24 protein-coding genes are annotated in these 26,827 nt (G+C 55.1%); 18 read left to right on the top strand and 6 right to left on the bottom strand.

The window, feature by feature from the left end:
- Window positions 1-43: 43 nt before the first annotated feature.
- Genes lpxL through hldE form a run of 3 tightly spaced genes read right to left on the bottom strand, consistent with a single transcriptional unit; the run spans window position 44 to window position 3,361 of the window.
- A complete protein-coding gene (gene lpxL, locus HUF18_RS03380; protein ID WP_145467727.1) occupies window positions 44-973 on the bottom strand; it encodes an LpxL/LpxP family Kdo(2)-lipid IV(A) lauroyl/palmitoleoyl acyltransferase in 930 nt (309 codons plus the stop codon).
- On the bottom strand, window positions 966-1,934 hold the full coding sequence (gene rfaD / locus HUF18_RS03375) for an ADP-glyceromanno-heptose 6-epimerase (protein WP_225691142.1): 969 nt from the start codon (window positions 1,932-1,934) through the stop codon (window positions 966-968). The genes lpxL and rfaD overlap by 8 nt, the downstream gene beginning before the upstream one ends.
- Window positions 1,931-3,361 (bottom strand): bifunctional D-glycero-beta-D-manno-heptose-7-phosphate kinase/D-glycero-beta-D-manno-heptose 1-phosphate adenylyltransferase HldE, encoded by a 1,431-nt coding sequence (gene hldE / locus HUF18_RS03370; RefSeq protein ID WP_145467731.1) that lies wholly within the window; start codon window positions 3,359-3,361, stop codon window positions 1,931-1,933. Before hldE ends, rfaD begins: the two co-directional genes overlap by 4 nt.
- 189 nt (window positions 3,362-3,550) lie before the next feature.
- Between hldE and waaA the strand changes: the two genes are divergently transcribed.
- Window positions 3,551-4,828, top strand: coding sequence for a lipid IV(A) 3-deoxy-D-manno-octulosonic acid transferase (gene waaA, locus HUF18_RS03365; RefSeq protein WP_225691141.1), 1,278 nt, complete (start codon window positions 3,551-3,553; stop codon window positions 4,826-4,828).
- A 67-nt stretch (window positions 4,829-4,895) separates the two neighbouring features.
- On the opposite strand, the gene HUF18_RS03360 is transcribed toward waaA, so the two are convergent.
- Window positions 4,896-6,227 (bottom strand): TolC family outer membrane protein, encoded by a 1,332-nt coding sequence (locus HUF18_RS03360; RefSeq protein ID WP_145467735.1) that lies wholly within the window; start codon window positions 6,225-6,227, stop codon window positions 4,896-4,898.
- Window positions 6,228-6,419: 192 nt separating this feature from the next.
- On the opposite strand from HUF18_RS03360, the gene HUF18_RS03355 reads away from it, so the two are divergent.
- From HUF18_RS03355 to HUF18_RS03315, 9 genes are all read left to right on the top strand, one after another.
- Complete coding sequence (locus HUF18_RS03355) at window positions 6,420-7,022, top strand: NUDIX domain-containing protein (RefSeq protein ID WP_225691140.1); 603 nt, start codon at window positions 6,420-6,422, stop codon at window positions 7,020-7,022.
- Window positions 7,023-7,141: 119 nt separating this feature from the next.
- Window positions 7,142-7,612: a DUF1249 domain-containing protein gene (locus HUF18_RS03350; RefSeq protein ID WP_186435835.1), complete on the top strand. Its 471-nt coding sequence runs from the start codon at window positions 7,142-7,144 to the stop codon at window positions 7,610-7,612.
- An 89-nt stretch (window positions 7,613-7,701) separates the two neighbouring features.
- On the top strand, window positions 7,702-8,508 hold the full coding sequence (gene cpdA / locus HUF18_RS03345) for a 3',5'-cyclic-AMP phosphodiesterase (RefSeq protein ID WP_145467739.1): 807 nt from the start codon (window positions 7,702-7,704) through the stop codon (window positions 8,506-8,508).
- Window positions 8,509-9,108: a YqiA/YcfP family alpha/beta fold hydrolase gene (locus HUF18_RS03340; RefSeq protein ID WP_225691139.1), complete on the top strand. Its 600-nt coding sequence runs from the start codon at window positions 8,509-8,511 to the stop codon at window positions 9,106-9,108.
- An 89-nt stretch (window positions 9,109-9,197) separates the two neighbouring features.
- Window positions 9,198-11,087, top strand: coding sequence for a DNA topoisomerase IV subunit B (parE, locus tag HUF18_RS03335; protein ID WP_145467743.1), 1,890 nt, complete (start codon window positions 9,198-9,200; stop codon window positions 11,085-11,087).
- A 32-nt stretch (window positions 11,088-11,119) separates the two neighbouring features.
- Complete coding sequence (locus HUF18_RS03330; RefSeq protein WP_225691138.1) at window positions 11,120-13,921, top strand: ABC transporter substrate binding protein; 2,802 nt, start codon at window positions 11,120-11,122, stop codon at window positions 13,919-13,921.
- Between the two features lie 112 nt (window positions 13,922-14,033).
- Entirely contained in the window at window positions 14,034-14,444 is a 411-nt protein-coding gene (locus HUF18_RS03325; RefSeq protein WP_145467747.1) for a hypothetical protein, read from the top strand.
- Between the two features lie 20 nt (window positions 14,445-14,464).
- The gene (locus HUF18_RS03320; protein WP_145467749.1) at window positions 14,465-14,770 is read left to right on the top strand and encodes a hypothetical protein; all 306 of its coding nucleotides are present in this window, start codon (window positions 14,465-14,467) and stop codon (window positions 14,768-14,770) included.
- Between the two features lie 6 nt (window positions 14,771-14,776).
- Complete coding sequence (locus HUF18_RS03315; RefSeq protein ID WP_225691137.1) at window positions 14,777-15,085, top strand: hypothetical protein; 309 nt, start codon at window positions 14,777-14,779, stop codon at window positions 15,083-15,085.
- A gap of 64 nt (window positions 15,086-15,149) precedes the next feature.
- On the opposite strand, the gene HUF18_RS03310 is transcribed toward HUF18_RS03315, so the two are convergent.
- Window positions 15,150-16,010 (bottom strand): pirin family protein, encoded by an 861-nt coding sequence (locus HUF18_RS03310; RefSeq protein WP_225691136.1) that lies wholly within the window; start codon window positions 16,008-16,010, stop codon window positions 15,150-15,152.
- A 206-nt stretch (window positions 16,011-16,216) separates the two neighbouring features.
- Between HUF18_RS03310 and parC the strand changes: the two genes are divergently transcribed.
- The 8 genes from parC (at window position 16,217) to HUF18_RS03270 (ending at window position 26,167) form a co-directional block, all read left to right on the top strand.
- Window positions 16,217-18,478, top strand: coding sequence for a DNA topoisomerase IV subunit A (gene parC, locus HUF18_RS03305; RefSeq protein ID WP_225691135.1), 2,262 nt, complete (start codon window positions 16,217-16,219; stop codon window positions 18,476-18,478).
- Between the two features lie 195 nt (window positions 18,479-18,673).
- Window positions 18,674-19,528 carry a polyamine aminopropyltransferase gene (gene speE, locus HUF18_RS03300; protein WP_225691134.1) on the top strand — a complete coding sequence of 285 codons (855 nt, stop codon included), beginning with the start codon at window positions 18,674-18,676 and terminating at the stop codon, window positions 19,526-19,528.
- 137 nt (window positions 19,529-19,665) lie between these two features.
- The gene (locus tag HUF18_RS03295; protein WP_225691133.1) at window positions 19,666-22,449 is read left to right on the top strand and encodes a class I adenylate cyclase; all 2,784 of its coding nucleotides are present in this window, start codon (window positions 19,666-19,668) and stop codon (window positions 22,447-22,449) included.
- Window positions 22,450-22,528: 79 nt separating this feature from the next.
- A complete protein-coding gene (lptM, locus tag HUF18_RS03290) occupies window positions 22,529-22,660 on the top strand; it encodes an LPS translocon maturation chaperone LptM (protein WP_222428519.1) in 132 nt (43 codons plus the stop codon).
- Between the two features lie 8 nt (window positions 22,661-22,668).
- Window positions 22,669-23,922, top strand: coding sequence for a diaminopimelate decarboxylase (gene lysA / locus HUF18_RS03285; protein WP_145467762.1), 1,254 nt, complete (start codon window positions 22,669-22,671; stop codon window positions 23,920-23,922).
- A 12-nt stretch (window positions 23,923-23,934) separates the two neighbouring features.
- Window positions 23,935-24,765, top strand: a complete 831-nt coding sequence (gene dapF, locus HUF18_RS03280) for a diaminopimelate epimerase (RefSeq protein ID WP_225691132.1) — start codon at window positions 23,935-23,937, stop codon at window positions 24,763-24,765.
- An 11-nt stretch (window positions 24,766-24,776) separates the two neighbouring features.
- Window positions 24,777-25,448 (top strand): DUF484 family protein, encoded by a 672-nt coding sequence (locus HUF18_RS03275; RefSeq protein ID WP_225691131.1) that lies wholly within the window; start codon window positions 24,777-24,779, stop codon window positions 25,446-25,448.
- Window positions 25,449-25,450: 2 nt separating this feature from the next.
- Complete coding sequence (locus HUF18_RS03270) at window positions 25,451-26,167, top strand: HAD family hydrolase (protein WP_225691130.1); 717 nt, start codon at window positions 25,451-25,453, stop codon at window positions 26,165-26,167.
- On the opposite strand, the gene HUF18_RS03265 is transcribed toward HUF18_RS03270, so the two are convergent.
- Window positions 26,106-26,786 (bottom strand): DUF3047 domain-containing protein, encoded by a 681-nt coding sequence (locus tag HUF18_RS03265; RefSeq protein WP_225691129.1) that lies wholly within the window; start codon window positions 26,784-26,786, stop codon window positions 26,106-26,108. The genes HUF18_RS03270 and HUF18_RS03265 overlap by 62 nt on opposite strands.
- Between the last annotated feature and the right edge of the window lie 41 nt (window positions 26,787-26,827).

The raw sequence follows: 26,827 nt of genomic DNA, 5'->3' as shown, positions 1-26,827 counted from the left end.
GGTGGCTCGTTTTTTTATGGTTAACGCCGCTGCTTGGTTCTGCTCAATTCGAACGGTACAGCATCCCTTTTTTCTCTTTCGCGTCCGGGCGGGTTTTAAAGCGCTGGTGCAGCCATAAATACTGGCTCGGATGCTGGCGCAGTTGCTCTTCAAGGAAAGCATTGGCCATACGGGCGTCGGCGCTGTCGTCTTCACCGGGAATCGGCAACGGATCATGAATGGTCATGGTGTAACCACGGTTATCGTCGTTGCGGAAATAGGTGATAGGCATCACCAGTGCATTACCGGCTTTGGCGATGCGTGACGTTGCCGTAATGGTGGCTGCAGGTACGCCAAAAAAATTGACAAAGACACTGTTTTTACGGCCAAAATCCTGATCCTGCGCATACCAGAGAATATCGCCCTGTTTCAGGGTGCGGATAAAACCGCGGATATCTTTGCGGGTAAAGCAATGCTTATACAGACGGCCACGGTTCTGCTCCATCAGATAATTCATCACCAGGTTATTCTGCGGCCGGTAGCTGACGTTAAAGGTCAGTTTATTACTGAGCAGCGTGCCCGCCAGATCAAGCATGGAGTAGTGTGCGCCGAGCAGCATAATGCCGCGTCCTTCCGCCTGGGCAGCGGCTACTTTTTCCAGTCCGACAAAGGTGGTTCTGTTGACCAGATAATCCGGTTTACGGAACCAGGCGATCATGGTTTCCATGATGCCGATACCGTTGTCGATAAACACCTGACGTACCAGAGCGCGCTGTTCTTGCGCAGATTTCTCCGGGAAACACAGACGGATATTGACCTCGACAATATTACGCCGGTTTCTGGCTGCTTTATGCAGCAGCAGTCCAATACCTTTGCCGATACGCAACTGTACGGCAAACGGCAGGCGGGTAATGCATACCATCAGTCCGACCAGCAGCCAGACCGGCCAGTGTTGCGGTTTTAACAGTGCTTTAGGGAAATGCTGCTCAGCCATTTAACCAGTCCATATAGCTGAACACACCCTGTTCTACGGTCGCGAAATCAGCGCTGTAACCGGCCGCGCGCAGGGCGCTGATATCCGCTTCGGTAAAGCTCTGGTAGGCGCCTTTTAAATGATCCGGGAAAGGAACGTATTCTTTTCTGCCGTTGATTTGTTCTGCCGCCGGGCGCTCGCTGTGCCATTTAATAACGGCATCGGCGACGTCGTTAAAGCTCTGGCACTGGCCGGTACCCAGGTTGAAAATACCGCTCTTATCCGGGTTGGCCCAGAACCACAGGTTCACTTTCACCACATCGCCGACAAAGACAAAATCGCGGCGCTGTTCACCATCACCATAACCACCGCTGCCGCCGAACAGTTTGCACACGCCATTGTCTTTCAGCTGGTTATTAAAGTGGAAAGCCACCGATGACATCGAGCCTTTATGCTGCTCGCGCGGGCCGTACACATTGAAATAACGGAAACCGACGACCTGGCTGGTCAGCGTGTGCTGAATGGAACGCACATACTGATCGAACTGCCATTTGCTGTAGCCGTAAACATTCAGCGGTTTTTCGTGGCTGCGTTCTTCTTTAAACACATCGCTGCCGCCGTAAACGGAAGCGCTGGAGGCGTATAAAAAGGCAATGCCTTTAGCCTGACAGGCGTGCAGCAGCACTTTGGAATATTCGTAGTTATTCTCCATCATGAATTTGCCGTCCCACTCGGTGGTGGAGGAGCAGGCGCCTTCGTGGAAAATCACTTCGACGTTATCAAGGATGCCGTCGTTATTTTTTACCCGTTGCAGGAAATCGTCTTTATCCAGATAGTCGGCGATATCGCAGTCGCAGATGTTGTAAAACTTTTTACCATCGCTCAGGTCATCGACCACGATAATGTCTTTACGGCCCTGTTCGTTCAGGGTTTTCACGATGTTGCTGCCAATAAAGCCGGCGCCGCCGGTTACGATAATCATGCTTCGGTCTCCTGAATTTTTTTCACAATCGCGGACGTTGAGCAGTTGTCTTTAAAGCTCAGAATAATTACGTCGCCGCCGTTGTTCTGTACACACTGACCACCGGCAATCTGCTCGATGGTGTAGTCGCCGCCTTTCACCAGAATATCCGGCAGAATACGGCAGATTAAACGCTCCGGGGTATCTTCGGCGAAGGGCACAACCCAGTCGACACTTTCCAGTCCGGCCAGTACGGCCATACGGTGGTCGAGCGGATTAATCGGCCGGGTCGGGCCTTTTAAGCGGCTGACGGATTCATCGGAATTCACCGCTACCAGTAAACGGTCGCCCAGCGCTTTGGCTTCTTTTAAATACTGCACATGGCCGGGGTGAATAATGTCGAAACAGCCGTTGGTCATCACCAGAGTTTCGCCACGGCTGCGGGCTTCCTCTACCAGTAATTGCAGGCTGTCTTCGTCGAAAATACCGGCACCAAGACGGTTTTCGCTGCGCAGGTCGCGGCGTAATTCTTCCGTGGTTACCGTGGCGGTACCCAGCTTGCCAACCACGATACCGGCAGCGGTATTGGCCAGCACGGTGGCTTTTTCCAGCGGTTGGCCGGCGGCCAGTGCGGCGGCCAGTACGGAGATTACGGTGTCGCCGGCACCGGTGACATCGTAAACCTCACGCGCCCGCGCCGGCAGGTGGAAAGGTTCCTGTTCGCGCTGTACCAGGGTCATGCCTTTTTCGCTGCGGGTCACCAGAATGGCCTGCAGGTCGTAATCACTGATCAGTTTCCGGGCCTTGGTAACCAGGGTGTCATCGTCGGCGGCAGGGCCGACCACGGCCTCGAACTCGCTCAGATTCGGCGTGATCAGGGTAGCGCCGCGGTAGCGCTCAAAGTCGGTGCCCTTGGGATCGACCAGAACCGGGACAGAAATTTTCCGCGCGGCGTTGATCAGGCCCTGCGGATTGCTCAGTGCGCCTTTGCCGTAGTCGGACAGAATCACGACGTTGGCGGCGGCCAGACGCTGATCGAAGTCGGTGTACAGATTGCTGAGATCGGTGGCGTCGAAGGCTTCTTCAAAGTCGAGACGGATCAGCTGCTGGTGGCGGCTCATAATCCGTAATTTGGTGATGGTCGGGTGACTCGGGTGTTCAAGGAAGCTGCAGTTCACATTGGCCAGTTCCAGCATGGCGGCCAGCGCTTTGCCGTTTTCGTCGTTACCGGTAATGCCCAGCAGATCGACACCGGCGCCTAAGGTGGCAATGTTCAGGGCAACGTTACCGGCACCGCCGGCGCGGTTTTCCACATCCTGAATCTTTACTACGGGAACCGGTGCCTCCGGCGAGATACGAGATGTCGGGCCCTGCCAGTAGCGGTCGAGCATTACATCGCCAAACACCAGCACGCGGGCCTGATGAAAATCGGGAACGGTTACATCCATAGTGGTTTTACACGTCTGCAGCTGTCAGAAAAATGAGCGGGGAGTTTAACATAGAGCCAGGCGGCGGTGTGCTACTCCTTGCTTATGCTGTCTCACGGTTTTGTATGTCTTAAATTGCGCCAGTCACTGCCGGGAAGTCAGCCTGTGGTATGATGCCGCGCTTTGATCCGGGTTAACGGCGGGAGTTCTGTGGCGCGTTTTTTTTATTCTCTGTTGTACGCTTTCTTACTGCCCGTGCTGGTGTTGCGCCTGTGGTGGCGTGGCCGGCTGAATCCGGGATATCGCCAGCGTCTGCGTGAGCGTTTCGGTATTCTGCCGCATCGTCCGCCGGCCAATGGTCTGTGGATTCATGCGGTATCGGTGGGGGAAACGCTGGCGGCGGCACCTCTGGTTAAGTCCTTTCAGATGCGTCACCCGAATATTCCGGTGATTGTCACCACCACAACCCCAACGGGGTCGGAGCAGGTTCAGCGCCTGTTTGGTGCCGGTGTTTACCATATGTATCTGCCTTACGATCTGCCCTGGTTCTGGCGTAACTTTCTCAATGCCCTGCGTCCCGGTTTGCTGGTGGTGATGGAAACTGAACTCTGGCCTAACCTGCTGGCCTGCTGCGAGCAGCGCCGTATTCCGGTGATGCTGGCCAATGCCCGGCTGTCAGAAAAATCAGCCCGTGGTTATGAAAAATTTGCCGCACTGACCCAACCGATGCTGCAGCGCCTGACGACGGTAGCGGTACAGAATGCCGCCGATGGCCAGCGCTTTCTCGATCTCGGTCTGCCGTCAGAGCGGCTGGAAGTAACCGGCAGTGTTAAATTCGATATGGATGTACCGCCGATGGTGCCGGTACAGGGGGCGGCATTGCGTGAACAGTGGGGCTCTGAGCGTCCGGTGCTGGCGCTGGCCTCCAGCCATGCCGGTGAAGATGAGCTGCTGCTTGATCTGTATCCGCGTTTGCAGACCGTTTGCCCGGAGTTGCTGTTGCTGTTGATTCCGCGTCATCCGGAACGTTTTGAAGCCGTAACCAATGCGGTACGCAGCCGTGGCTTGCGGGTGCAGCGCCGCAGCAGCGGCAGCAGCGGCAGTGCCTCTGAGCAAACGCAGGTTTACGTTGCCGACACCATGGGCGAGATGCTGCAGCTGTTAGCCGCTGCCGATCTGGTGCTGGTCGGTGGCAGTCTGATTGCCCACGGCGGTCATAACCCGATTGAGCCGGCGGCGCTGGGTAAAGCCACCCTGATTGGCCCGCACCATATGAACTTCGCGGTGATCGTCGATAACCTGCAGAATGCCGGCGCGCTGGCGCTGGTCAGCGATCAGGCAGATGAGTTACTGGTGCAGTTGCAGAGTTATCTGAGAGATACCGATCTGCGCAGCCGTATGGGCGCTGCCGGACAGGCAGCGGTCGATGCCAACCGCGGTGCGGTGAAGCGCCTGACCGAACTCTGCGGGGCGCATCTGAAGCTGTAAGCTGAGCAGACAACAGACAATAAAAAACCCGCCGTGGCGGGTTTTTTATTGTCTGTAGTACGCAGAATTAAGCGCTGGCCAGCCAGCTGTTCAGCGTCTGGATATCGCCTTCGTTCAGGGTGCCGGCGTAGAACTTCAGGCTCAGCAGATTGATGATGTAATCGTAACGGGCGTTGGCGTAGTCACGCTGGGCGCTGAACAGGTTTTTCTGCGCGTTCAGTACTTCAACGATGTTACGGGTTCCCACTTTATAGCCGGTCTGGGTCGCTTCCAGAGCACTCTGGGCTGAGGTAATAGCCTGCTTACGGGCTTTGATATTCAGCGTATCGGTCTGTACCTGGCGGAACAGGCTGCGGATATTCTGCTTAACATCGCGACGCTGTTTTTCCAGCTGATAATCGGCGGCGGCGTAGTTCAGGGCAGACTGTTTGCTCTGACCATAGAGCGAACCACCGGCCAGCAGCGGCATGGAGATCTTCACGCCGATCGCCGTAACAGTGCTGTCGGTCGGATCGTCACCGGTAAAAGGTGCCTGATCGGCATCGGTGTAGCTACCGAACAGACTGACGTTTGGCAGGTGGTTGGAGCGTGCGGCATTACGCTGCAGACGTACACCGTCTTTGCTCGCTTCGGCGATCAGTACACCGGCGTACTTATCCAGACCAGACTGTACCCAGTCAGCGGCGTTCGCTGGCTGTGGCATTTCCATCGCAACGTCGGCCTTCAGCGGGGATACATCTTCAAAGCGCTGGCCGGTGAGCTGTTCCAGAGCTTCGTAACTGATATCCAGTGCCGCTTCCTGACCCAGCAGGTTCACGTAAGACAGGTCGTAACCGGCCTGAGCTTCGTGTACATCGGTGATGGCAATCAGACCCACTTCAAAGCGCTGTTTGGTTTGTTCCAGTGAGCGTTTAACGGCTTTTTCTTCAGCCTGAGCAGTCGACAGATTGTCCTGAGCGCGCAGTACATTGAAGTATGCCTGAGCGGTGCGTAACAGCAGTTGCTGTTCCGCCAGTTGCAGCTCCAGACCGGCAGCATCATCGCCACTGACAGCGGCCTGATAGGTGTACCAGCTGTTCAGATTAAACAGGGTCTGGGAAGCGGTTACTTCCAGGCTGCCAAGGTCATAATCTTTATTGGTTTTAACGTAGCCGCCATTGGCCAGATTGAGAGATTCGGCTTCAGAGCTGACACTGGTATGGCTGTAAGAAATCTGGGCCTGGGGCAGCAGGGCACCGCGGGCAATAGTGACGTTGTAGCTGTTGGCTTCGCGGATCGCACGGGCTGCGGCAATTTCCGCGTCGTTGCTGGCCGCCTGCTGGTAGATGGTGCTAAGGTCCGCCGCATTTGCAGCGCCGGAAGCTAACAGTGCAATCGTCAGAGAGAGCAGTTTTTTCATAGAGGTGCCTTTCGCAGCGGGTATGAATTCGTTGAGTCCTGCCGGATTCTAACAGAAAAAATCCGGCAAAAATGGTGCTGATTGTTCCATAAATAAGAACACAGCGTGCAGCGGCCTGATGTGCCGGAATGGCAGAAGCAGGCAATATTCTTATTCAGTAATATAGGTAGGTCAAGTATGGCAGGAAGTCATGTGGCGTTTGATCGGAATGATGTTGAAGTGGCAGCGCGTGATGTGGCTTTTAATGGTTTTTTTCGTATAGAAAAAATCCGCCTGCGTCACCGCATGTTTACCGGTGGCTGGAGCGGCTATTTCGAGCGTGAGCTGTTTGAACGTGGTGAAGCGGTGTGTGTGTTGTTGTTTGATCCGCAGCGTGATTGTGTGGTGCTGACGGAACAGTTCCGTATCGGCGCGCTGGCTGATGAGCACTCGCCATGGTTGCTGGAACTGGTTGCCGGCATGGTCGAGCCGGGCGAGAGCTATGCTGAAGTAGCACGGCGCGAAACGGAAGAAGAAGCAGGCTGCAGCTTTAATGAGTTACTGCCAATCTGTAACTACTGGGTATCCCCCGGCGGCACCAGCGAGCGGGTACAACTGTACTGTGCGTTGATCGACAGCGAAGGTGTTGGTGGAATTCACGGTCTGGCGGACGAAAATGAAGATATCCGGTTGGCCAGAATGAGCTTCAGCGAGGCCTATGCGGCGGTGGAAAATGGCCGCATCAACAATGCCGCGACCATCATGGCGCTGCAGTGGCTGTATATTCATCACCTGCAGTTGCTGCAGAAAAAGTAATAGTCAGGCGCCGTGTTAGCCTCATTTATTCTGATACTGGCGGCGCCTGAGCGGATTCGCTAGGCTGCGCTGAGTTTGAACACCGGTTCAGAAGATGCGCACCGGTAAGGAGAAAGTGATTGCTTAAAAAACGTCAGCGTTATGTTCCCGATCTGCAGGAAATGGCGGCACTGTGTGAAGCCAACTACTTGCGCTTGCTCAAGCTTCTGACAGGCGCAGAAGTCGGGGAAGAACGCGTCTTCCAGCTCAGTAACGACCTGCACAGTGCGCGGGTACGGCTGTGTGTGGATGAAGATCACCGTTATACCACCATGGTGTCGGTGACACAGGAAGGTCTCAGTCCGGAATGGTTACAGCCGTTGTCGATGCAGGTACGGTTGTATCACGATGCCAGCATGGCCGAAGTGCTCAGTTATCAGAACCAGCAGCGTTTTGATGGGCGTTATACCTATCCCAATCCGGCGATGCGTATGCCGGACGAAAAAGTGCAACTGAATCGTTTTCTGGCGGAATGGCTGGATCACTGTTTAAAATACGGTCAGACCATTCAGCCTATCGTGCTTGCGGACCGCATATTACCTGTCAGATGAAGGTTTATTGTGAACTTCATTCCGGTTGATTTGCGCATTTGCCGATAAAGTTGGAAACTGACAAAAACAACTAGGGACAGGGGTGCAGTTTGTATTCACTGGATACGGAAAATACGCTGCGGCTGGTACAGATTACCGACACCCACCTGAATGGCCCCGAAGAGGGTCATTTGCTCGGTATGAAAACGCTGCACAGCATGCACTGTGTGCTTGATATTGTGCGTCAGGAACGTCCCGACATCGATACTATTATTGTCACCGGCGATCTGGCTCAGGATGGCAGCGTACGCGCTTATCAGCATCTGCATAATGCTCTGCAGCCCTTTGCCTGCCCGGTCTTCTGGTTTGAAGGCAATCATGATGTACCCGCCAGCATGCAGGAAGTCGCCGAAGACACAGAACACCTGCAGCGCATCGTACGCAGTAAACACTGGCAGCTGATTCTGCTGAACTCACAGGTCGAAGGTTCTGTATATGGCCGTCTGGCTCCGGATCAGCTGGAGTTGCTTGAGCGCGCCCTGAGTGAACGTCCCGATCTGCATTCTCTGGTCAGCTTTCATCATCACCCACTGCCGATGGGCAGCCGCTGGATTGACCGCATCGGTGTGAAAAATGCCGATGAGGTGCTGGCCGTTATCCGTCGTCACAGTAATGTGCGCTGTGTGCTCTGGGGGCATGTGCATCAGGAAAGCGACCAGATGATTGATGGCGTGCGTTATATGTCAACGCCTTCAACCTGCGTGCAGTTTACGCCGAAGTCCGAAGAGTTTTCGGTGGATACTCTGGCTCCCGGTTACCGCTGGCTGGATCTGCATGCCGATGGCTCAATCGATACCGGCGTCAGCCGTGTTGAGGGCATTGAATTTGAAATCGATTACTCGGTAAAAGGCTACTGATTGTATTCTCCCTCTATTGGCTGTCTGTATCTGCACGGCTTTCTCAGTTCCCCGCAATCCCTGAAAGCGCAGCAACTCCTGCGTTTTTATGAAACCCATCTGACACCGCAACAACTGGTTATACCGACGCTGCCGTTTGCACCGGCCGATGCCATTGAACTGGCCCGTGCTGAGCTTAAGCGGCTGCAGCAAAACTTCGCTCAGGTGTATATCATCGGCAGTTCACTTGGCGGGTTTTACGCTACCCATCTGGCCGAAACCGAAGGTGTGCCGGCGGTGCTGGTGAATCCGGCGGTACGGCCGTTCGATCTGTTTGAACATTATCTGGGGCCAAACACCCATTACTACAGCGGCGAAGTGCATGAGCTGACCCATGAGCATATCGGGCAGTTACGGGCGCTCGATTGTGCGCAGATTCAGCACCCTGAACGACTGTTACTGCTGTTGCAGACAGGCGACGAAACCCTCGATTACCGTCTGGCCGCAGAGCTCTACCGCAACAGTCCGGCCTGGCTGGAAGGCGGTGGCAACCACAGTTTTGAGCGCTTTATCGAACGCATGCCGATGTTGCTGGCCTTTGCCGCCTGTTTTCATTGCTGAATTATTAGAAGTGCCCCTCTGACTTCCCACTGCCTTCCCGTTATACTCCGCCGTTGATTATGGATTTCCGCTGGCAGCCAGAGGTTTGAATGTCTAAGCAATATACAGCGTCGTCGATTGAGGTTTTAAGCGGCCTGGACCCGGTACGTAAACGTCCGGGCATGTACACCGATACCACCCGTCCTAACCACCTGGCACAGGAAGTGATCGACAACTCGGTGGATGAGGCTCTGGCCGGACACGCCACGACCATTGAAGTCACGCTGCACGGCGACGGTTCGATGACCGTTCTCGATGATGGCCGTGGTATGCCAACCGATATTCACCCTGAGCATGGCGTCTCCGGGGTTGAGCTGATTCTCAGCCAGCTGCATGCCGGTGGTAAGTTCTCCAACGACAACTATCAGTTCTCCGGCGGTCTGCACGGTGTGGGTGTGTCGGTGGTTAACGCTCTGTCGCAGGTGCTGGAAGTCACCATCTGGCGTGATGGCCAGGTACACCGCATCGGCTTCAAAGATGGCTACAAAGCCCTCGACCTGCAGGTGGTGGAAACCTGTGCGAAGAAGAAAACCGGCACCAGTGTACGTTTCCTGCCGGACCCTAAGTATTTCGATTCCCCGCGTTTTTCGGTGCCGCGTTTAAAGCACGTGCTGCGCGCCAAAGCGGTTTTGTGTCCGGGCCTGCGCATTAAATTCAACGCGCCGAATGCCGAAGACAGTGCCGAGTGGTATTACGAAGACGGCCTGAAAGATTATCTGAAAGTTCACAGCACCGGTTATGAAGTGCTGCCGGCTGAGCCTTTTGTTGGCTCTATGACCGGCACCACCGAAGGCGTTGACTGGGCTGTACACTGGCAGCCGGAAGGTGGTGAGCTGTTGCAGGAAAGTTACGTCAACCTGATTCCGACGGCTCAGGGCGGCACCCACGTGAATGGTTTCCGTTCCGGTCTGCTGGATGCGCTGCGCGAGTTCTGTGAGTTCCGCAACCTGCTGCCACGCGGCATCAAACTGACTCCGGACGATCTGTGGGAGCGCTGCTCTTATGTGCTGTCAGCCAAGCTTGCTGATCCGCAGTTTGCCGGCCAGACCAAAGAGCGTCTGTCGTCGCGTGAGGCATCGGCCTTTATCTCCGGCGTGGTGAAAGACGCCTTCGCGCTGTGGCTGAACGAGCATACCGGCGAAGCAGAACAGCTGGCGGAAATGGCGATTTACAGTGCCCAGACCCGTCTGCGTAAATCCAAGACCGTTGCCCGTAAGAAGATTACCCAGGGCCCGGCGCTGCCAGGCAAGCTGGCGGACTGTACCGGTCAGGACGGCGAGCGTACCGAACTCTTTCTGGTGGAAGGGGACTCGGCCGGCGGTTCGGCCAAACAGGCCCGCGACCGTGAGTTTCAGGCCATCATGCCGCTGCGCGGTAAAATCCTGAACACCTGGGAAGTAGACTCCAACGAGATTCTGGCGTCGCAGGAAGTGCACGATATTGCCGTCGCACTGGGCATCGATCCGGGCTCAGATGATTTATCCGGCCTGCGTTATGGCAAGATCTGTATTCTCGCCGATGCCGACTCCGACGGCCTGCATATTGCTACTCTGTTGTGTGCGCTGTTTGTCCGCCACTTCCGCAAGCTGGTGGCCGAAGGGCATGTGTATGTCGCTATGCCGCCGTTGTATCGTATCGATATCGGCAAAGACGTTTATTACGCCCTTGATGAAGGTGAGAAGCAGGGCGTACTGGAACGTATCAAAGCGGAAAACAAACGCGGTAAAGTGAACGTACAGCGCTTTAAAGGTCTGGGTGAAATGAACCCGCTGCAGCTGCGCGAAACCACGATGGACCCGAACACCCGTCGTCTGGTGCAACTGGGTCTGGAGCCGGGTGATGGCACCAACGAAATGATGGACATGTTGCTGGCCAAGAAGCGTGCGGGTGACCGCAAAAACTGGCTGGAACAACGTGGCAACGAAGCCGAAATTGCCTGACCGCACCTTTGTCGGGGCAGGGAGACAAGAGGATGAAGATTCGCCTGCATCTGCTGTTATGGCTGTTAATGCTGCCCCTGACTCCTGCCATGGGGGCGACAGCAGGAGCATCCTCCTTAGCAGCTGCTCATGTATTGCTGCTGCTGTCATATGAGCCGTTATTTCCTGCCGCCGACAACATTGTTAACACGGTCCAGCATGCACTTAACCGTAATCCCCTGCATGATATAACCCTGCATGTTGAATTTATGGACTCCGATCTGCAGGCCACGGAGGAATACTTCCACGCCTATGCACAACTCTTACGTGCCAAGCAGCAGCAGGGAGAGCGTTACGATCTGGTGATTGTTGCCGGTGACGGAGCTTTAAAACTGGTTGCTGCCGAAGGGCGTGAGGTCGTGGGGCAGGCGCCGGTGGTTTTTCTCGGTGTCAGCGACAGCGAACTGATCCGTCATGTACAGAGTCAGGGCGGTTATACCGGCATCTACGATGCGCTGCCTGTCTACGAATTTATGGCGCTGATGCGCTATCTCTATCCGGGATTCCAGCAATTACACGTTATCAATGATGGCCTGCCACGCAGCGCGCAACGTTTGTTGCAGTTGCAGCAGGCGGCAGACAGCCTGAGTCAGAAGCTGGTCGTACACTCGCTGGCAACGCTGAGCTGGCAGCAGCTGGCGGATGAGTTGTCTGAACTGCGCGGCGAACCCTTACTGCTGCTGTCGGCTTATCAGGATGCTGATAAGCAGGTTAAACCCCTGCAAAAATCCAATCTGTTTATCAGCAACCATTCCGGCTCACCACTCTGGTCGCTGTCGCCTTTTGGTATTGGTGATGGCCTGTTGGGCGGTGTCGTAACCGATATGACAGACAGTGCCGGGCAGGCTGCAGATATGGCATTACGGATTCTGGCTGGAGAAAATCCGGACCGTATAGCGGTAGACTGGCACCCTGCCAATCTGACTCTGATCGATGCCGAACTGGCTGCCCGGGCAGGTTTTGATCATGATGACTTTCCACAAAAAACCACTTTTGTTCATGAGCCGCCGGGCTTCTGGCAGAACTATCGCAATCTCTTTTTATTGCTGTTGTCAGTAACGGTATTTTTTACCTCAATCGGATTATTTATCTGGTCGGAGATTCGCCGGCGCAAATTCAGTGACCAGCAACTGGATGACCGCACTGAACTTATCAAAAATATCCTCGACTCAATTCCGGACATTATTTTCTATAAAGACCGTAATGGCATTTATGTTTTCTGCAATAAACAGTTTGTGAATCTGATGGGTAAAGATCCGGTCGGGCATACAGACTTTGATGTATTCGATCAGGAAACAGCAGCCTTTTTCCGTGCCAAAGATAAAGAAGCCGTTGCCCGTAAGCATATGAATGTCAATGAAGAGTGGGTACATGGCGTGGATGGCAGTGTCATGCTGCTGGAAACCCAGAAAACCCCTATTTATGACAAACGCGGACGCTGCATTGGCGTGTTTGGTTTAAGCCGCGATATTACCGAACTGAAAAAAGCTCAGCAGAATCTGGAGCATATCGCCCACCATGATGTATTAACCGGTTTGCCGAATCGTCTGTCACTGAATAAGAAACTCGAATATGCGCTGAATATGGCGCGCCGCGGCGGAGAATTGCTGGCGGTAATCTTTCTTGACCTTGACCGTTTTAAAGATATTAACGACACCATCGGCCATGATATCGGTGACCTGCTGCTGAAAGACGTTGCCCATCGTCTGCATAATAATGTCCGTGATTCTGATATTTGTGCGCGTTTAGGCGGTGATGAGTTTGTTGTTGTACTCAGCCGTATCGATGGTGAAGAACGTATTCAGGAAAAATGCGATCAGTTGCTGCAGGTTATTTCGCGGCCATACAGCCTGCAGGGCCATCTGCTCAGTGTGTTTGCCAGTGCCGGTATCAGTATTTATCCGCAGCACGGTAACAGTGTGGATGAACTGATCCGTAATGCGGATGCTGCTTTGCATAAAGCCAAAGAGCTGGGACGTAACCGCAGCTTCCACTATCAGCGGGAGCTGACCGACAGCATTCATTCACGAATGTCGCTGGAGCAGGACTTACGCTCGGCGCTGGAATCGCACAGTTTTATACTGAATTACCAGCCGCAGTTCCGGGTTGGTGAAGCTATGCCGAGAAGGGTTGAAGCACTGCTGCGCTGGCCACACCCTGTTCGCGGATTGATTTCGCCGCATGATTTTATTCCGCTGGCTGAGACCAGTGGCATGATCGTAGAGCTTGGTTATTGGGTATTACGCTCGGCCTGTCAGCAGTTTTTATTCTGGCGTCAGCAGGGATTAATACTCGATAAAATTTCGGTCAACGTATCACCGATTCAGATTAATTCCAGTTTTGCCTCTACCGTTGCCGATATTCTTCAGTATCTGGATTTTGATCCGCGCTGGCTGGAGCTGGAAGTTACCGAAAGCCTGATGATGTCCGGCACTACGGAAGTCTCGCAACAAATCAGTGAATTACGGGCGATGGGCGTTGATTTTGCGATTGACGATTTCGGTACCGGCTATTCCTCGCTGAGTAAAATTAAATCCATGCCGGTAACCGTATTAAAAATTGACCAGTCGTTTGTGCGCGATATCAACGACGATATCAACGATTACGAAATTGCCCGTGCTATTGTCCTGATGGCCAAGAGTCTCGGACTTATTGTTGTCGCCGAAGGAGTAGAAAACAAAGAGCAGGAAGGAACCCTGCATCGTCTCGGCTGCGAATGGGTACAGGGCTATTATTATGCCATGCCTATGGACGGAGAAGCCTTCTATCAGCGTTACTTCGCCGAATTACAATAACAGTAATAATAAGCCTATCCTGCCTCCGCTGAATTCTTTTTCGTCATAGCGGGTATTTGTCTTTATAATCCGCGCCGGCAATAGTTCATTGCCTTTTACTTTAGGAGCAAATATGCGTTGGACAGCACTACTGGTGCTTGCCCTGACGGCTGGCTGCGCGCGTCTGGATCATGTTCAGATCGGCAGTATTGATCAGTCTCAGGGTGAATTAGTACCCGTTTCCGTACGGTTGAGTGAAACCGGTTTTAATGCAACGGCCGCTGCCGAAATTGGCCGTGTTGCCAGTCGCGGCAGAACAGCTGAAAACTTTAAGCAACTGCGCGATATTCTGGCGCTGATCAATATGGGACCGCGTACCGGTAACCCGGTTTTTGATGACGCTTATGCGCAGCGACTGCAGGAATACCTGCTGGTGGAATGCCCGAGTGGCCGCCTGACCGGTATCCGCGCCATTCGTGAAGCAAAAACAGCAGGCCCGGTGTCGGGTGAAATCGTAGGTGTCGATGCTTATTGCATCCGCTGAGAAATAAGGAAATAAAGAATATGTTTAAACGTTTTATCACCCTGGCGGTATTAATGACGGCCCTGACTGGTTGTGTCAGCCTCAACTCTGTTTCCCTGACCCAGGTACCGGCCGAGCGCAGCAATGAAATCAGCGCGACTTCCAGCAGCTGGACTTTCCTTGGTATTGCATTCAGCAACGACTTCGTTGATGAAGCCATTCTGGATCTGAAAAGCCAGTGCGCCGGCGGTAAAGTAGAAGGCATCCTGACCAAGTTTCAGCACACGGTATTTATCCCGGTTGTAATCCGCGAAGTGGTTGCCACTGGCTACTGCCACAAGGGGTAAGCAGGAATGAAAATCCGTATATTACTGCCACTGATGCTGCTGACCGGATGTACCCATTCGGTTCATATGCAGCACGTCAGCGACTTTGATGATGTACCTGCTGCAGAAAAGCGCAGCGTGGTAACGGCTGAAACCGAACAGACCGTTGTGCTGGGTTTTGTCTTTGATACTGACTATGTCGATCAGGCAAAACAGCAGTTGATGACTCAGTGTAATGGCCGCCTGAGCGCGGTAACCACTCAGTATTCAACCAGCCACGGTTTTCTGCACTGGACCAATAAGATCCGCATGCAGGGATTGTGCAGCGAAGGCTGATGCGATAAAAAAATCCCGGCCAACGCCGGGATTTTTTATTACTTTCTCGCGTAATTCTTCTGCGTTATTTCTTGCCCGGCAACGGCGTATATTCACGTTCGTCACCAGGCACCGGAGCAAAACGCTGCGCCTGCCAGTCGGCTTCCGCCTGAGCGATGCGCTCGCGGCTGTAGGCAACAAAATTCCAGCGGATATAAGGCACCTGTTCATAGCGTTCGCCACCGAGCAGCACAAAACGGCTGTGGCTTTCGACCTGAATGCTTTCATCGCCGTCGAGCAGAATAAAATCACCGGCGTTAAAGCGCTGGCCGCTGATATTTAACGAGCCGCTCTGAATATATACCGCACTTTCATACTGCGGATGCGGCAGTGCAATCTGCTCTCCGGCGGCGCTGATAATATCGATAAAAAACATCGGCGAGTGAGTGCGTACCGGCGAGGTCATGCCGTAGGCTTCGCCTGCAATCAGACGCATGATGGTTTTTTCCAGATAATAATGCGGCAGCTGCTCTTTTTTCACATGCTGGAATGATGGCTCGATTTCGGCTTTTTCCGGTGGCAGCGCCAGCCAGAACTGCAGGCCATTCAGCTCGTGCTCACGCGAGCGTACCTCCAGCGTTTCGCGTTCGGAATGCACTATGCCGCGGCCGGCGGTCATCCAGTTTACTTCGCCGGGAAAGATTTCCTGCACATTGCCCAGGCTGTCGCGGTGCAGCATGCTGCCGCTGAACAGGTAGCTCAGGGTCGACAGGCCGATATGCGGATGCGGGCGTACATTCACCCCTTCACCCGGTTTGAACAGCGCCGGCCCCATATGATCGAGGAAGATAAAGGGCCCGACCATTTTCTTCACCGCACTGGGCAGAATCCGGGTAACGCTGAAGCCGTCGAGGTCTTTTGTTTCACCATTGATCAGGCTGGCCATAACTTGCTCCTCAGTATCTGTTCAGATCGTTGATTGTCGGAGGTTAGTATATTTCTGTCGGTTGGAATGAAAATCACAAAAATAAGCCGGTATCGTTCTAATTTTTAGAATATTCTTCGCTGAACTGCCGCACAGATTGTTCTCTGTCGCCGGGTCGGTCACAATCGGCGGCATTCATTCCATCAGAACTCAGCCCTGCAGGACTTATGACGGATCAGATCAGTTACACCGATGATGGTGTCGAGCGCCAGTCGCTGAAGCAATACACCGAGAACGCTTACCTCAACTACTCCATGTACGTCATTCTCGACCGTGCGCTGCCGCACGTTGGTGATGGCCTCAAGCCGGTGCAGCGCCGCATCGTCTACGCCATGAGTGAGCTGGGGTTAAAGCATACCGCCAAATATAAGAAGTCGGCCCGTACCGTGGGTGACGTGCTGGGTAAGTACCACCCGCACGGCGACAGCGCCTGTTATGAAGCCATGGTGCTGATGGCGCAGCCGTTCTCTTACCGCTACCCGCTGGTGGATGGTCAGGGCAACTGGGGTGCGCCGGACGATCCGAAATCCTTCGCCGCCATGCGTTATACCGAAGCCAAACTGGCGCCTTACGCCGAAGTGCTGCTCAGCGAGCTGGGTCAGGGTACGGTGGAGTGGCAGCCGAACTTCGACGGCACCATGGACGAGCCGTGCACGCTGCCTGCGCGTCTGCCGAATATTCTGCTTAACGGCACCACCGGTATTGCCGTGGGTATGGCGACGGATATTCCGCCGCACAACATCCGCGAAGTGGCCAGCGCCTGTATTCACCTGCTGGATGATCCGGAGGCCAGCATCGAAGCCCTGTGCGAACACGTAACTGCGCCGGATTTCCCCACCGAAGCGGAAATCATCACGCCGCGTGAAGATCTGCGTAAGCTGTACCGCGATGGCCGTGGCAGCGTAAAAATGCGCGCGGTCTATACCGTTGAAGATGGCGATATCGTCATTACCGCACTGCCGCATCAGGTCTCTGGTGCCAAGATTCTGGAGCAGATTGCCGCCCAGATGCAGGCGAAAAAACTGCCTCTGGTAACCGATCTGCGTGATGAGTCGGACCACGAAAACCCGACCCGTCTGGTGATTGTGCCCAAGTCCAACCGGGTCGATACCGATGCGGTGATGGCGCACCTGTTTGCCACCACCGATCTGGAAAAGAACTACCGCGTTAACATGAACGTGATTGGTCTGGACGGCCGCCCACAGGTGAAAAACCTGAAGCTGATGCTGAGCGAGTGGCTCAGCTACCGTACCGAAACCGTACGTCGCCGCCTGCAGTTCCGCCTCGACAAAGTGCTGGCGCGTCTGCATATCCTCGAAGGTTTACTGGTCGCTTTCCTCAATATCGATGAAGTGATCGAAATCATCCGCCGCGAAGAGGAACCGAAAGCGGTGCTGATGCAGCGCTTTGGTATTTCCGATATTCAGGCTGAAGCCATCCTCGAATTAAAACTGCGTCATTTAGCCAAACTGGAAGAAATGAAAATCCGCGGTGAGCAGGATGAGCTGGAAAAAGAACGCGATTATCTGGAAAAAACCCTCGGCTCTGAGCGTCGTCTGAAAACCCTGATCAAGAAAGAAATCAGTGCCGATGCCGAGCAATACGGCGACGAACGCCGCTCGCCGGTGGTGGTTCGTGGTGAAGCCCGCGCCTTCAGCGAAACCGAGCTGGTATCGGCGGAAGCTGTGACTGTTGTGCTGTCACAGAAAGGCTGGGTACGTGCCGCCAAGGGCCATGACGTGGATGCTGAAAACCTGAGCTATAAAGCCGGTGACAGCTTCCTGGTCAGCGCCAAAGGTAAGTCGAACCAGAACGCGATCTTCCTCGACACCACCGGTCGCTCCTACAGTCTGCAGGCGCATACCCTGCCATCGGCGCGGGGGCAGGGCGAGCCTCTGACCGGTAAGCTCAATCCGCCGGCCGGCAGCAGCTTTATCTGTGCTCTGATGGGCAAAGACGAAGAACAGTATCTGCTCAGCACCGATGCCGGTTACGGTTTCGTCGGCACCATTGCCGATATGCAGAGCAAAAACAAAGCCGGTAAAAATCTGATTACCGTGCCGGATAACGCCCGCATTCTGGCCCCGGCGAAGATCAGCGATCCGGAGAAATCCTGGATTGCGGCGGTCAGCAATGAAGGCCGTATGCTGGTGTTCCCGGCCGCCGATCTGCCACAGATGGCGCGCGGTAAGGGCAACAAGATGATCAGCATCAACAGCGCTAAAGCCGCGGCCCGCGAAGAGCTGATGGTCGGCGCGGTAGCCTTCAGTCAGGAAGACACGCTGCTGGTGTATGCCGGTAAGCGTCATCTGAAACTGAAGTTTGCCGATCTGGAGCACTATCTGGGTGAGCGTGGCCGCCGTGGTAATAAACTGCCGCGTGGCTTCCAGAATGTTGATCTGATGGAAGTGGTCAGCAAAGACGCCTGATGCTCAGCGCACACCGGTCAGTAGAGTCTGCTCTCTGGCCGGTGTCGTTTTCTTTCCTGCCCTTGCCACCCCTGTCAAAGCTGCCGCCCTGTCAAAGCTGTCGCCTGTCGCCGGCGTTAATTCTGCGGTCTGACTCCGGCACATCATTCCGTTATAATCCCGCCCGAACTTAAGCTCTGCATTACAGGAATCCCCATGTCTGCAAAAAACGTTGTTTCTGAAAGTCTGTACGACGGCTATGCCCAGTCCTTCACCGTCAGCGAAGTGTTATTTGAGGTGAAAACCGGGCACCAGCATCTGCAGATTATTGATACGCCGTTTATGGGCCGGGTAATGCTGCTGGATGGTGTGGTGCAGACCACCGAGCGTGATGAATTTATTTACCACGAAATGATGGTACACGTGCCGCTGTTTGCCCATCCGGCACCCAAGCGTGTACTGATTATCGGCGGCGGTGATGGTGGCATTCTGCGCGAAGTGCTGCGCCATAAAAATGTTGAACACGTGACCCAGGTTGAGATCGACGGCAGCGTGATCGACATGTGCAAAGAGTATTTCCCTAAGCATTCCAATGGTGCTTTCGACGACCCGCGCGCCAATATCGTGATTGCCGATGGCAAAGAGTTTGTGGCCCAGTGTCAGGACACCTTTGATGTGATCATCTCCGACTCCACCGACCCTATCGGTCCGGGTGAAGTGCTGTTCACCTCCGATTTCTACAAAGACGAAAAAACCTGTCTGAACGCCGGCGGCATTATGGTGGCGCAGAACGGTGTTCCCTTTATGCAGGGTCAGGAAGTTACCAATACTTTCCAGCGTCTGAGCAAGCTGTACAGCGATGCCAGCTTCTACGTGGCGCCGGTACCAACCTACATTGGTGGCCTGATGTCTCTGGCCTGGGCGACCGACAATGCCGAGCTGCGCAAGCAGAACGTTGAGCAGATTGCTGAGCGCGTTGCTGCTGCCGGTTTCGAAACCCGTTTCTACAATGCCGACGTACACGTTGCCGCTTTTGCGCTGCCGAACTATGTACGCGCCCTGATGAAATAAGCGCCGGTTTATATCGGCATAATCCCGCCGGCTCTGCTTTCTGCGCTGACGGGATTTCCCTTCTTTTTCTGCTCCGTTCAGGGCGCTCTGGCCGCCCGCAAACATCCCGGGCCTGAAATGCCATCTATACTCTGGGGATGACACCAGCCATCACCAGTCCGATCTCTCAGCAACAGGTTCACCAGTGGCACAGCGCGTTTCTGCAACTCAATAAAGCGCGGCTTGAGTGTACCCGCAGTCTGATGACCAGCCGCCAGCAGATCGTGCTCGATGTGCTGCCACTGCTGCTGCATCTTAATCACCAGCAACTTCCCGGTTTTATTGACCATCAGGTGCCCTGTGGCATCGCCCATTACAACGCCAGCGCGCAGCAATTGCAGAGTCTGCAGAGCATTGCCCGTGGCGTGCAGCCGCCACGCGGGTTCAGCAACCGCCAGATCACCGGTTTGTATTTAATGGGCAGTGTCGGCTCGCTGGCGCAGGCGCGCTCCAGCGATCTGGATGTCTGGCTGTGCTACGACGAGAGCCTGGATAATGGCCAGCTGAGTGCGCTGGGAAAAAAGTGTGAACTGATTGAGCGCTGGGCAGAAAGCCAGAACGTTGAGCTGCACTTTTTCCTGATGAATCTGAGCGATTTTCGCCGTGGCCAGAGTCAGTCGGCACAGGGCGAAGATTGCGGCAGCACCCAGCACCTGCTGTTGCTGGATGAGTTTTACCGCAGTGCGTTGTGGCTGGCCGGTTGCCAGCCGCGCTGGTGGATTATTCCCAATGAAGAAGAGCGTAATGCCGAGGCTTTCTGGCAGGGGCTGGTTCATCATCACCGTGTGCATGCTGACCACTGGCTGGATTTTGGTGCCATCCCCAGCATTCCCCCAGCCGAGTTTGTCGGTGCCGGTTTGTGGCAGCTGAATAAGGGATTGAGTGACCCTTATAAATCGCTGCTTAAACTGCTGCTGACCCGCCACTATGCCAGCCAGTATCCGCGTATCCGCCCATTGTGCTGGGATCTGAAAGATCAGGTGCATCAGGGCATGGTGGATGTCGAAAGTAACGATGCCTACCTGCTGATGCTGACCCGGCTGACCGCACAGCTGCAGAGCGAAGGCAGCGATGTGCGCATTCAGCTGGCACGGCGCGCGTTTTATTACAAAGCCAGACTCCCGATGTCGGAGCTGAGCAGCGCCCAGCAGAACAGCTGGCGTGCCGGGGTGATGCGCAAACTGTGCGCCGGCTGGGGCTGGAGCGAACACGATTTTTACGAGCTGGATCAGCGCCCGCAATGGTCGCCGGTACGCATTGCCCGCGAGCGTAATGCGCTGATCAGCGAGATGCTCAGCAGCTATCGCTTTCTGGCCGGCTTCAGTCAGAAATACGCGCCGCGCCTGCATATCAGCAAAGGCGATTTGCAGGTGCTGGGTAACCGCTTATACGCTGCCTTCGATACCCGGCCGGGAAAAATAATCAGCATCAATCCGGGTATCAGCCCGTCGCTGGGGCAGGAAAAGCTGTCGCTGAATCTGCGCAAGAATGTCTGGCAATTAATTCCCGGTCAGTTCCGCCGTAACGAGGCTGATCCCGGCGCCGCACCCGACCGCGAACAGGTGCTGAAACAATCGCCCAGTCTGGTCGAGCTGCTGTGTTTCGCGCGCTTTAATGAACTGCTGCAGAGTCATACGCGGATTGCGCTTTATCCGCAGTACAACCCGCTCAGTACCTACGAGCTGAAAGAGGTGTTGCAGGTAATCCGTTCGCTGCAGCCTTATCAGCCACAGGCCGAAGATTTCCGCCATCCGGCGCGGCCGCTGCAGTGGCACTTGCTGGTGAATGTCGGCGTCGATCCGCAGCATCAGCTGAGCCGACGCGGTATGCAGAAAATCAGCAACCGCGACGATGCACTGGGCTACAGTGCTGCGCGCGAAAACCTGATTCTGACCATCGATCTGGTCAGCATTAACAGCTGGGGCGAATGGCTGGTGGAACGCTTCAGCGGCGATGCCGCCATGCTGCAGTGTCTGCAACATATGCTGCAGTACCTGCCGCAGGTAAAACAGTTTGGCTGGCCGGCGATGAATATTCAGTGCCACTGTGCCACCCGCTCCAGTGCCATCCGCATTCGTGTCGAGCAACTGCTCGATGATGTGCTTAACCACTTCAGCGAACAGCCGCGCTCGCCTTATCTGATTGAAGCCGCCGAAACCTATTACCTGCTGGAAAACAGCCGCGAGGGTGTACAGCTGCGCATTGCTGATTCCCCGATGAAATTACTGGCGCTGCTGCAGCGGCCACTTACCCATTTTACGCCCTATATCCTCGACCGTGCGGCGCTGCATTCCAGCCCGTTGCGACTGATTTTCGAGCAAAGCCGCAGTGGTTTGTGGCAGCTGTTTTACTGGCGCAAAGACGGGCGCTTGTTCTTTTATTTTCTCGACGAAAAAGGCGCACTGCTGCATCAGCAATGGCCGGACACGGGTAACAGCGGTCAGTGGTTATTGCCGCTGGTGCGTTTTCTGCGCCAGCTTGATCAGCGCTGGCAGCAGCAGAGCGGGAGGGTGCAGCCACGTAAGCTGATGCTGTATGAACTGCGCCGTAAACCACAGAGCTATGAGTTTGAGATGGTGCGCCGCCGCTTGCCGGAGCTGGCGGAGCAGAGTGCCAGCATCGACCTGCGCGCGGTGCTGGATGCGCAGCAGCAACCCACTCTGTACTGCAATAATCTGGAGTACAGTGCCTGGCAATTTGGTGGTGATCTCTACCGTGAAGTGGCGGCTGAGGTGCGTCGTCTGCGCAGCAGTCATGAAGCCTATCCTCTTTGCCTGAGTGATATCGTGCTGCCTGACAGCCTGAGCATTATTGAGCACCTGCAGGTAAAGCAGCGGCTTGAAAACCGTCTGAATCAGGCCGTGAACGACAGCAATCCCTGAGTATTATCTGCCTTCTGCAGCCGCAGACAGTGTGCAGGAATCCCCGTATAATGCCGCCAAATTCCGGAGATTCCCGATGATGCGTGCACGCCCCGTTGTTTTCATCTTACTGTCCCTGCTGCTGGCAGCCGGACTGTCTGCCTGTGGACAAAAAGGCCCGCTGTATCTGCCGGAGGATGCTCCTGCCACCGCAGATTCTATGGAAAAGTAATCCTCACCATGCCGATGTTTACATATCAGAATGGCGTGCTGCACGCCGAACAGGTTTCTCTTGCCGCACTGGCCAGCCAGCACGGTACACCGCTGTACGTGTATTCCCGTACCGCTCTGGAACAACACTTCAACGCGTACACCAAAGCGCTGGGCGAATGGCCGCATCTGGTGTGCTACGCGGTTAAAGCCAACTCCAACCTGGCAGTACTGAACGTGCTGGCGCAACAGGGTGCCGGTTTCGATATCGTCAGCCTGGGCGAACTGGAGCGTGTGCTGGCGGCAGGCGGAGACCCGAAAAAAGTGGTGTTCTCTGGCGTGGGCAAACAGGCCCATGAAATGGCGCGCGCGCTGGAAGTGGGCGTTTACTGCTTTAACGTCGAGTCCGAAGCCGAGCTGGAGCGTCTGAGTGCGGTTGCCACTGAGCGCGGTCAGGTGGCGCACGTTTCCCTGCGTGTGAATCCGGATGTCGATGCCCAGACCCACCCTTATATTTCCACCGGTCTGAAAGACAACAAGTTCGGCGTCGATATTAACGATGCGCCGCGCGTGTACGCCAAAGCGGCGAGCCTGCCGGGCCTGGAAGTGAAAGGTGTGGATTGCCATATCGGCAGTCAGCTGACCGAGATCCGTCCGTTCCTCGACGCGCTGGATCGTCTGCTGGTGCTGATCGACACCCTGGCAGAGCAGGGCATCACCATTGAGCACCTCGATCTGGGTGGCGGTCTGGGTGTGCAGTACCGTGATGAAACACCAGCCAGTGCCGAAGAATATATTGCCGCGGTTAAAGCCCGTCTGGGCGAGCGTCGCTTTAAACTGATTTTTGAGCCGGGCCGTTCTGTGGCCGCCAATGCCGGTGTATTCCTCACCCGTGTGGAATACCTGAAGCTGAACGACCACAAAAACTTTGCCATCATTGACGGTGCGATGAATGACCTGATCCGTCCGGCGCTGTACAGCGCCTGGCAGGACATCAAACCTGTGGTTGAGAACAGCGATGCGCCGCTGCGTACTTACGATCTGGTTGGCCCGGTGTGTGAAACCGGTGACTTCCTCGGTAAGAACCGCGAGCTGGCACTGAGCGAAGGCGATCTGCTGGCGGTAATGTCGGCTGGTGCTTATGGTTTTGTCATGGCATCCAACTACAACACCCGTGGCCGCGCTGCCGAGATTATGGTCGATGGTACTCAGGCCCATGTGGTGCGTGAGCGCGAAACCATTGCCAGCCTCTATGCTGGTGAATCTGTTCTGCCGGCCAACTGAGCGAATACAACTATGTGGTTAAAGTTCAGCAAAATGCACGGTCTGGGAAATGACTTTATGGTGATCGATCTGGTCACCCAGAGTGGTCATATCCGTCCGGACCGGGTGCGTGAACTGGCAGACCGGAATTTCGGTATCGGCTTCGATCAGCTGCTGATCGTTGAACAGCCCAGTAAGCCGGATGTGGATTTCCGCTACCGTATTTTTAACGCCGATGGCAGTGAAGTAGAAAACTGTGGCAACGGCGCGCGCTGTTTCGCCCGTTTTGTTTACGATCAGCACCTGACCGGCAAGCGTGATATCCGCGTTGAAACTGCCAGTGGCATTATGGAACTGCACCTGACCGACGATCGTCAGGTGGTGGTCGATATGGGCAAGCCTGTACTCGAACCAGCGCAGATTCCGTTTATCGCCGATGGCTTTGCACCTGAATATCAGGTGAACATCGAAGGCATTGGTGAGGTGGCGCTGGGTGCTGTTTCGATGGGCAACCCGCATGCGGTATTGCGAGTTGAGGATATCGACACGGCGCCGGTCGAGCAGTGGGGACCACTGATCGAACCGCACCGTTTGTTCCCGCGCAAAGTGAATGTCGGCTTTATGCAGGTGGTGGACGAGCACCATATCCGCCTGCGTGTGTATGAACGTGGTGCGGGCGAAACCCTCGCCTGTGGTACCGGTGCCTGTGCGGCGGTGGTATCCGGTCAGCTGCGTGGCTGGCTGAAGCCTGGTGTTACCGTGTCATTGCCCGGCGGTGATTTGTTTATAGAATGGGATGGTCAGTCAAGTGTACGCATGACTGGCCCGGCGGTGACGGTCTTCGAAGGCCGGATCAATATTTAGGAAGGACAGGAATGAGCCAGCAACCCCGCTTAACCGATGCCGATGTCGTGCAGTACCTGCAGGACCACCCGGACTTTTTTATCGGCAAAGACGACTTACTGGCCGATCTGCGCGTACCGCACAATGCCGGCGCGGCGACCAGTCTGGTTGAACGCCAGTTGTCGGTACACCGCCAGCGCAACGTCGAGCTGCGTCAGCGTCTGTCCGATCTGCTGGAAAACGCCCGCCGTAATGACCAGCTGTTTGAGAAAAGCCGTCGTCTGGTGCTGGCGCTGGTGGAAGCAGAAAACTGGCTGGCGGTGCAGGCGGCACTGGATGATTCCCTGCGCAAAGACTTTGGTGTGGATGCCTGGGCGCTGCTGCATTTTACCGAGCGTAATCTCGATGCACCGCTGGTGGCGATCCGCAATGCCGACACCCAGCGTAATATTCATCGCTTATTCAAAGGCCACCGCGCGCTTTGCGGTCAGCTCAGTGCTGAAGATATTGCCCGCCTGCTGGGAATTGATACCACCGACACCCGCTCGGTGGCCGCGGCGCAGATCCGTGGTCAGGGCAATAATGGTGTACTGACCATTGCCAGTGCCGACCCGGGTTACTACCGCAGCTCGATGGATACCCTGTTCCTCGACTATATCGCCGATATTCTAGCCCTGCGTCTGCCACAGATTCCGGTGGCCTGAGTTTGGCGTTACGTCTGCTGACCCTCGACCTCGACAACACCCTGTGGGAAACCGACCCGGTGATTGTCGCGGCCGAGCGCAAAACCCACGCCTGGATCAGTGAACACTGCCCGCAGGCGGCCTCTTTCTACAGCCTCGAAGCGCTGCGTGAGTACCGTAATCAGATTGCTGAGTGCTATCCGCAGTTGCGTTTTCAGGTATCAAAACTGCGCGAGGAAGTGCTGCGCCGGGTATTTATGCAAAGCGGTGTGGAACGTGAACGCGCTGCCGCGCTTGCCGCGCAGGCATTCCAGGTGTTTTACCGGGCGCGCAGTGAAGTCACGTTGTTTGATGGCGCCGCTGAGGCATTACAGCAACTGGCGGCACAGTATCCGTTAATCGCGCTGACCAACGGCAACGCCGACCTTGAACTGATCGGCATTAACACGCTGTTTCATGCGTATTTCACTGCCGAGCAGCTGGGTGCTCCGAAACCGCAACCGGATTTATTTCAGGCGGCACTGCAGCATGCCGGCGTGAGTGCACAGGAGTGCATTCATATCGGTGATCATCAGGAGCAGGATATTGTGGCGGCGGCGCGCCTGGGAATGAAAACGATCTGGGTGAATTTAAGCGATGCTGCCTGGGCAGAAGCAGATGTTCAGCCCGATCAGGAAATTACTCATTTATCGCAATTGCCGGCTGCGGTTGCGGCGCTGGCTGAGCAGATGTCAGACTGATTTTTTCGATAAAGGCACCGGCAACAATATCCTGCTCCGGCATACCCAGTGCTACTTCCAGATGATCCAGCGGTGGCAGCGGTTCGTTATAAAGTTTCTGCCAGTCGGCATTCAGATCGGCGCTGACCTCTTCCCATCTCTCAGCTTTACTGCCAAGGCCTGTGGCGACGATCAGATATTCAAAATCGGATAAGGCTTCATGGCTTCCGGCTTCGCGGCTGCTGTCCCAGACGTAATGGATAATGCGCTCTGGCCAGTCGTCGGTATCCTGCAGATAGACCGACACCCGTACCAGCGGGCCGCTGTCGACAGAGCGGTCGACACTCCAACGCCAGCTTAATTGCGGCTGTGTTGGCTGCTCTTTAACGCTGCGTTGTAACGCCAGATGCTCACGGCTTTCGAGGCGAACCACATCGCCGACGATAACATCGTACTGAGCTTCCAGATGGCAGTCTTCACATTCAACCGACCAGCTGGATAGCTCAGTAGCCGAAAAGACGGTTTCTGCCTGTGCTTTATGCGCACCGGAAAAAAGCCAGAAAAGAGTAACCACTAACAGAGCAATGGCTGCGGGAATTGCATGCATACGGCGCCGGGACTTCTTTGAATAAATAAACATAATTCTGGCTTCCTGCCTGAAGTTGGGGCGAGCATACCAGC

Source organism: Thalassolituus sp. ST750PaO-4, assembly GCF_020320405.1.
In the GTDB taxonomy this organism is placed as follows: domain Bacteria; phylum Pseudomonadota; class Gammaproteobacteria; order Pseudomonadales; family Oceanobacteraceae; genus Venatoribacter; species Venatoribacter alkanivorans.
This window is presented reverse-complemented; position numbering and strand designations above follow the sequence as displayed.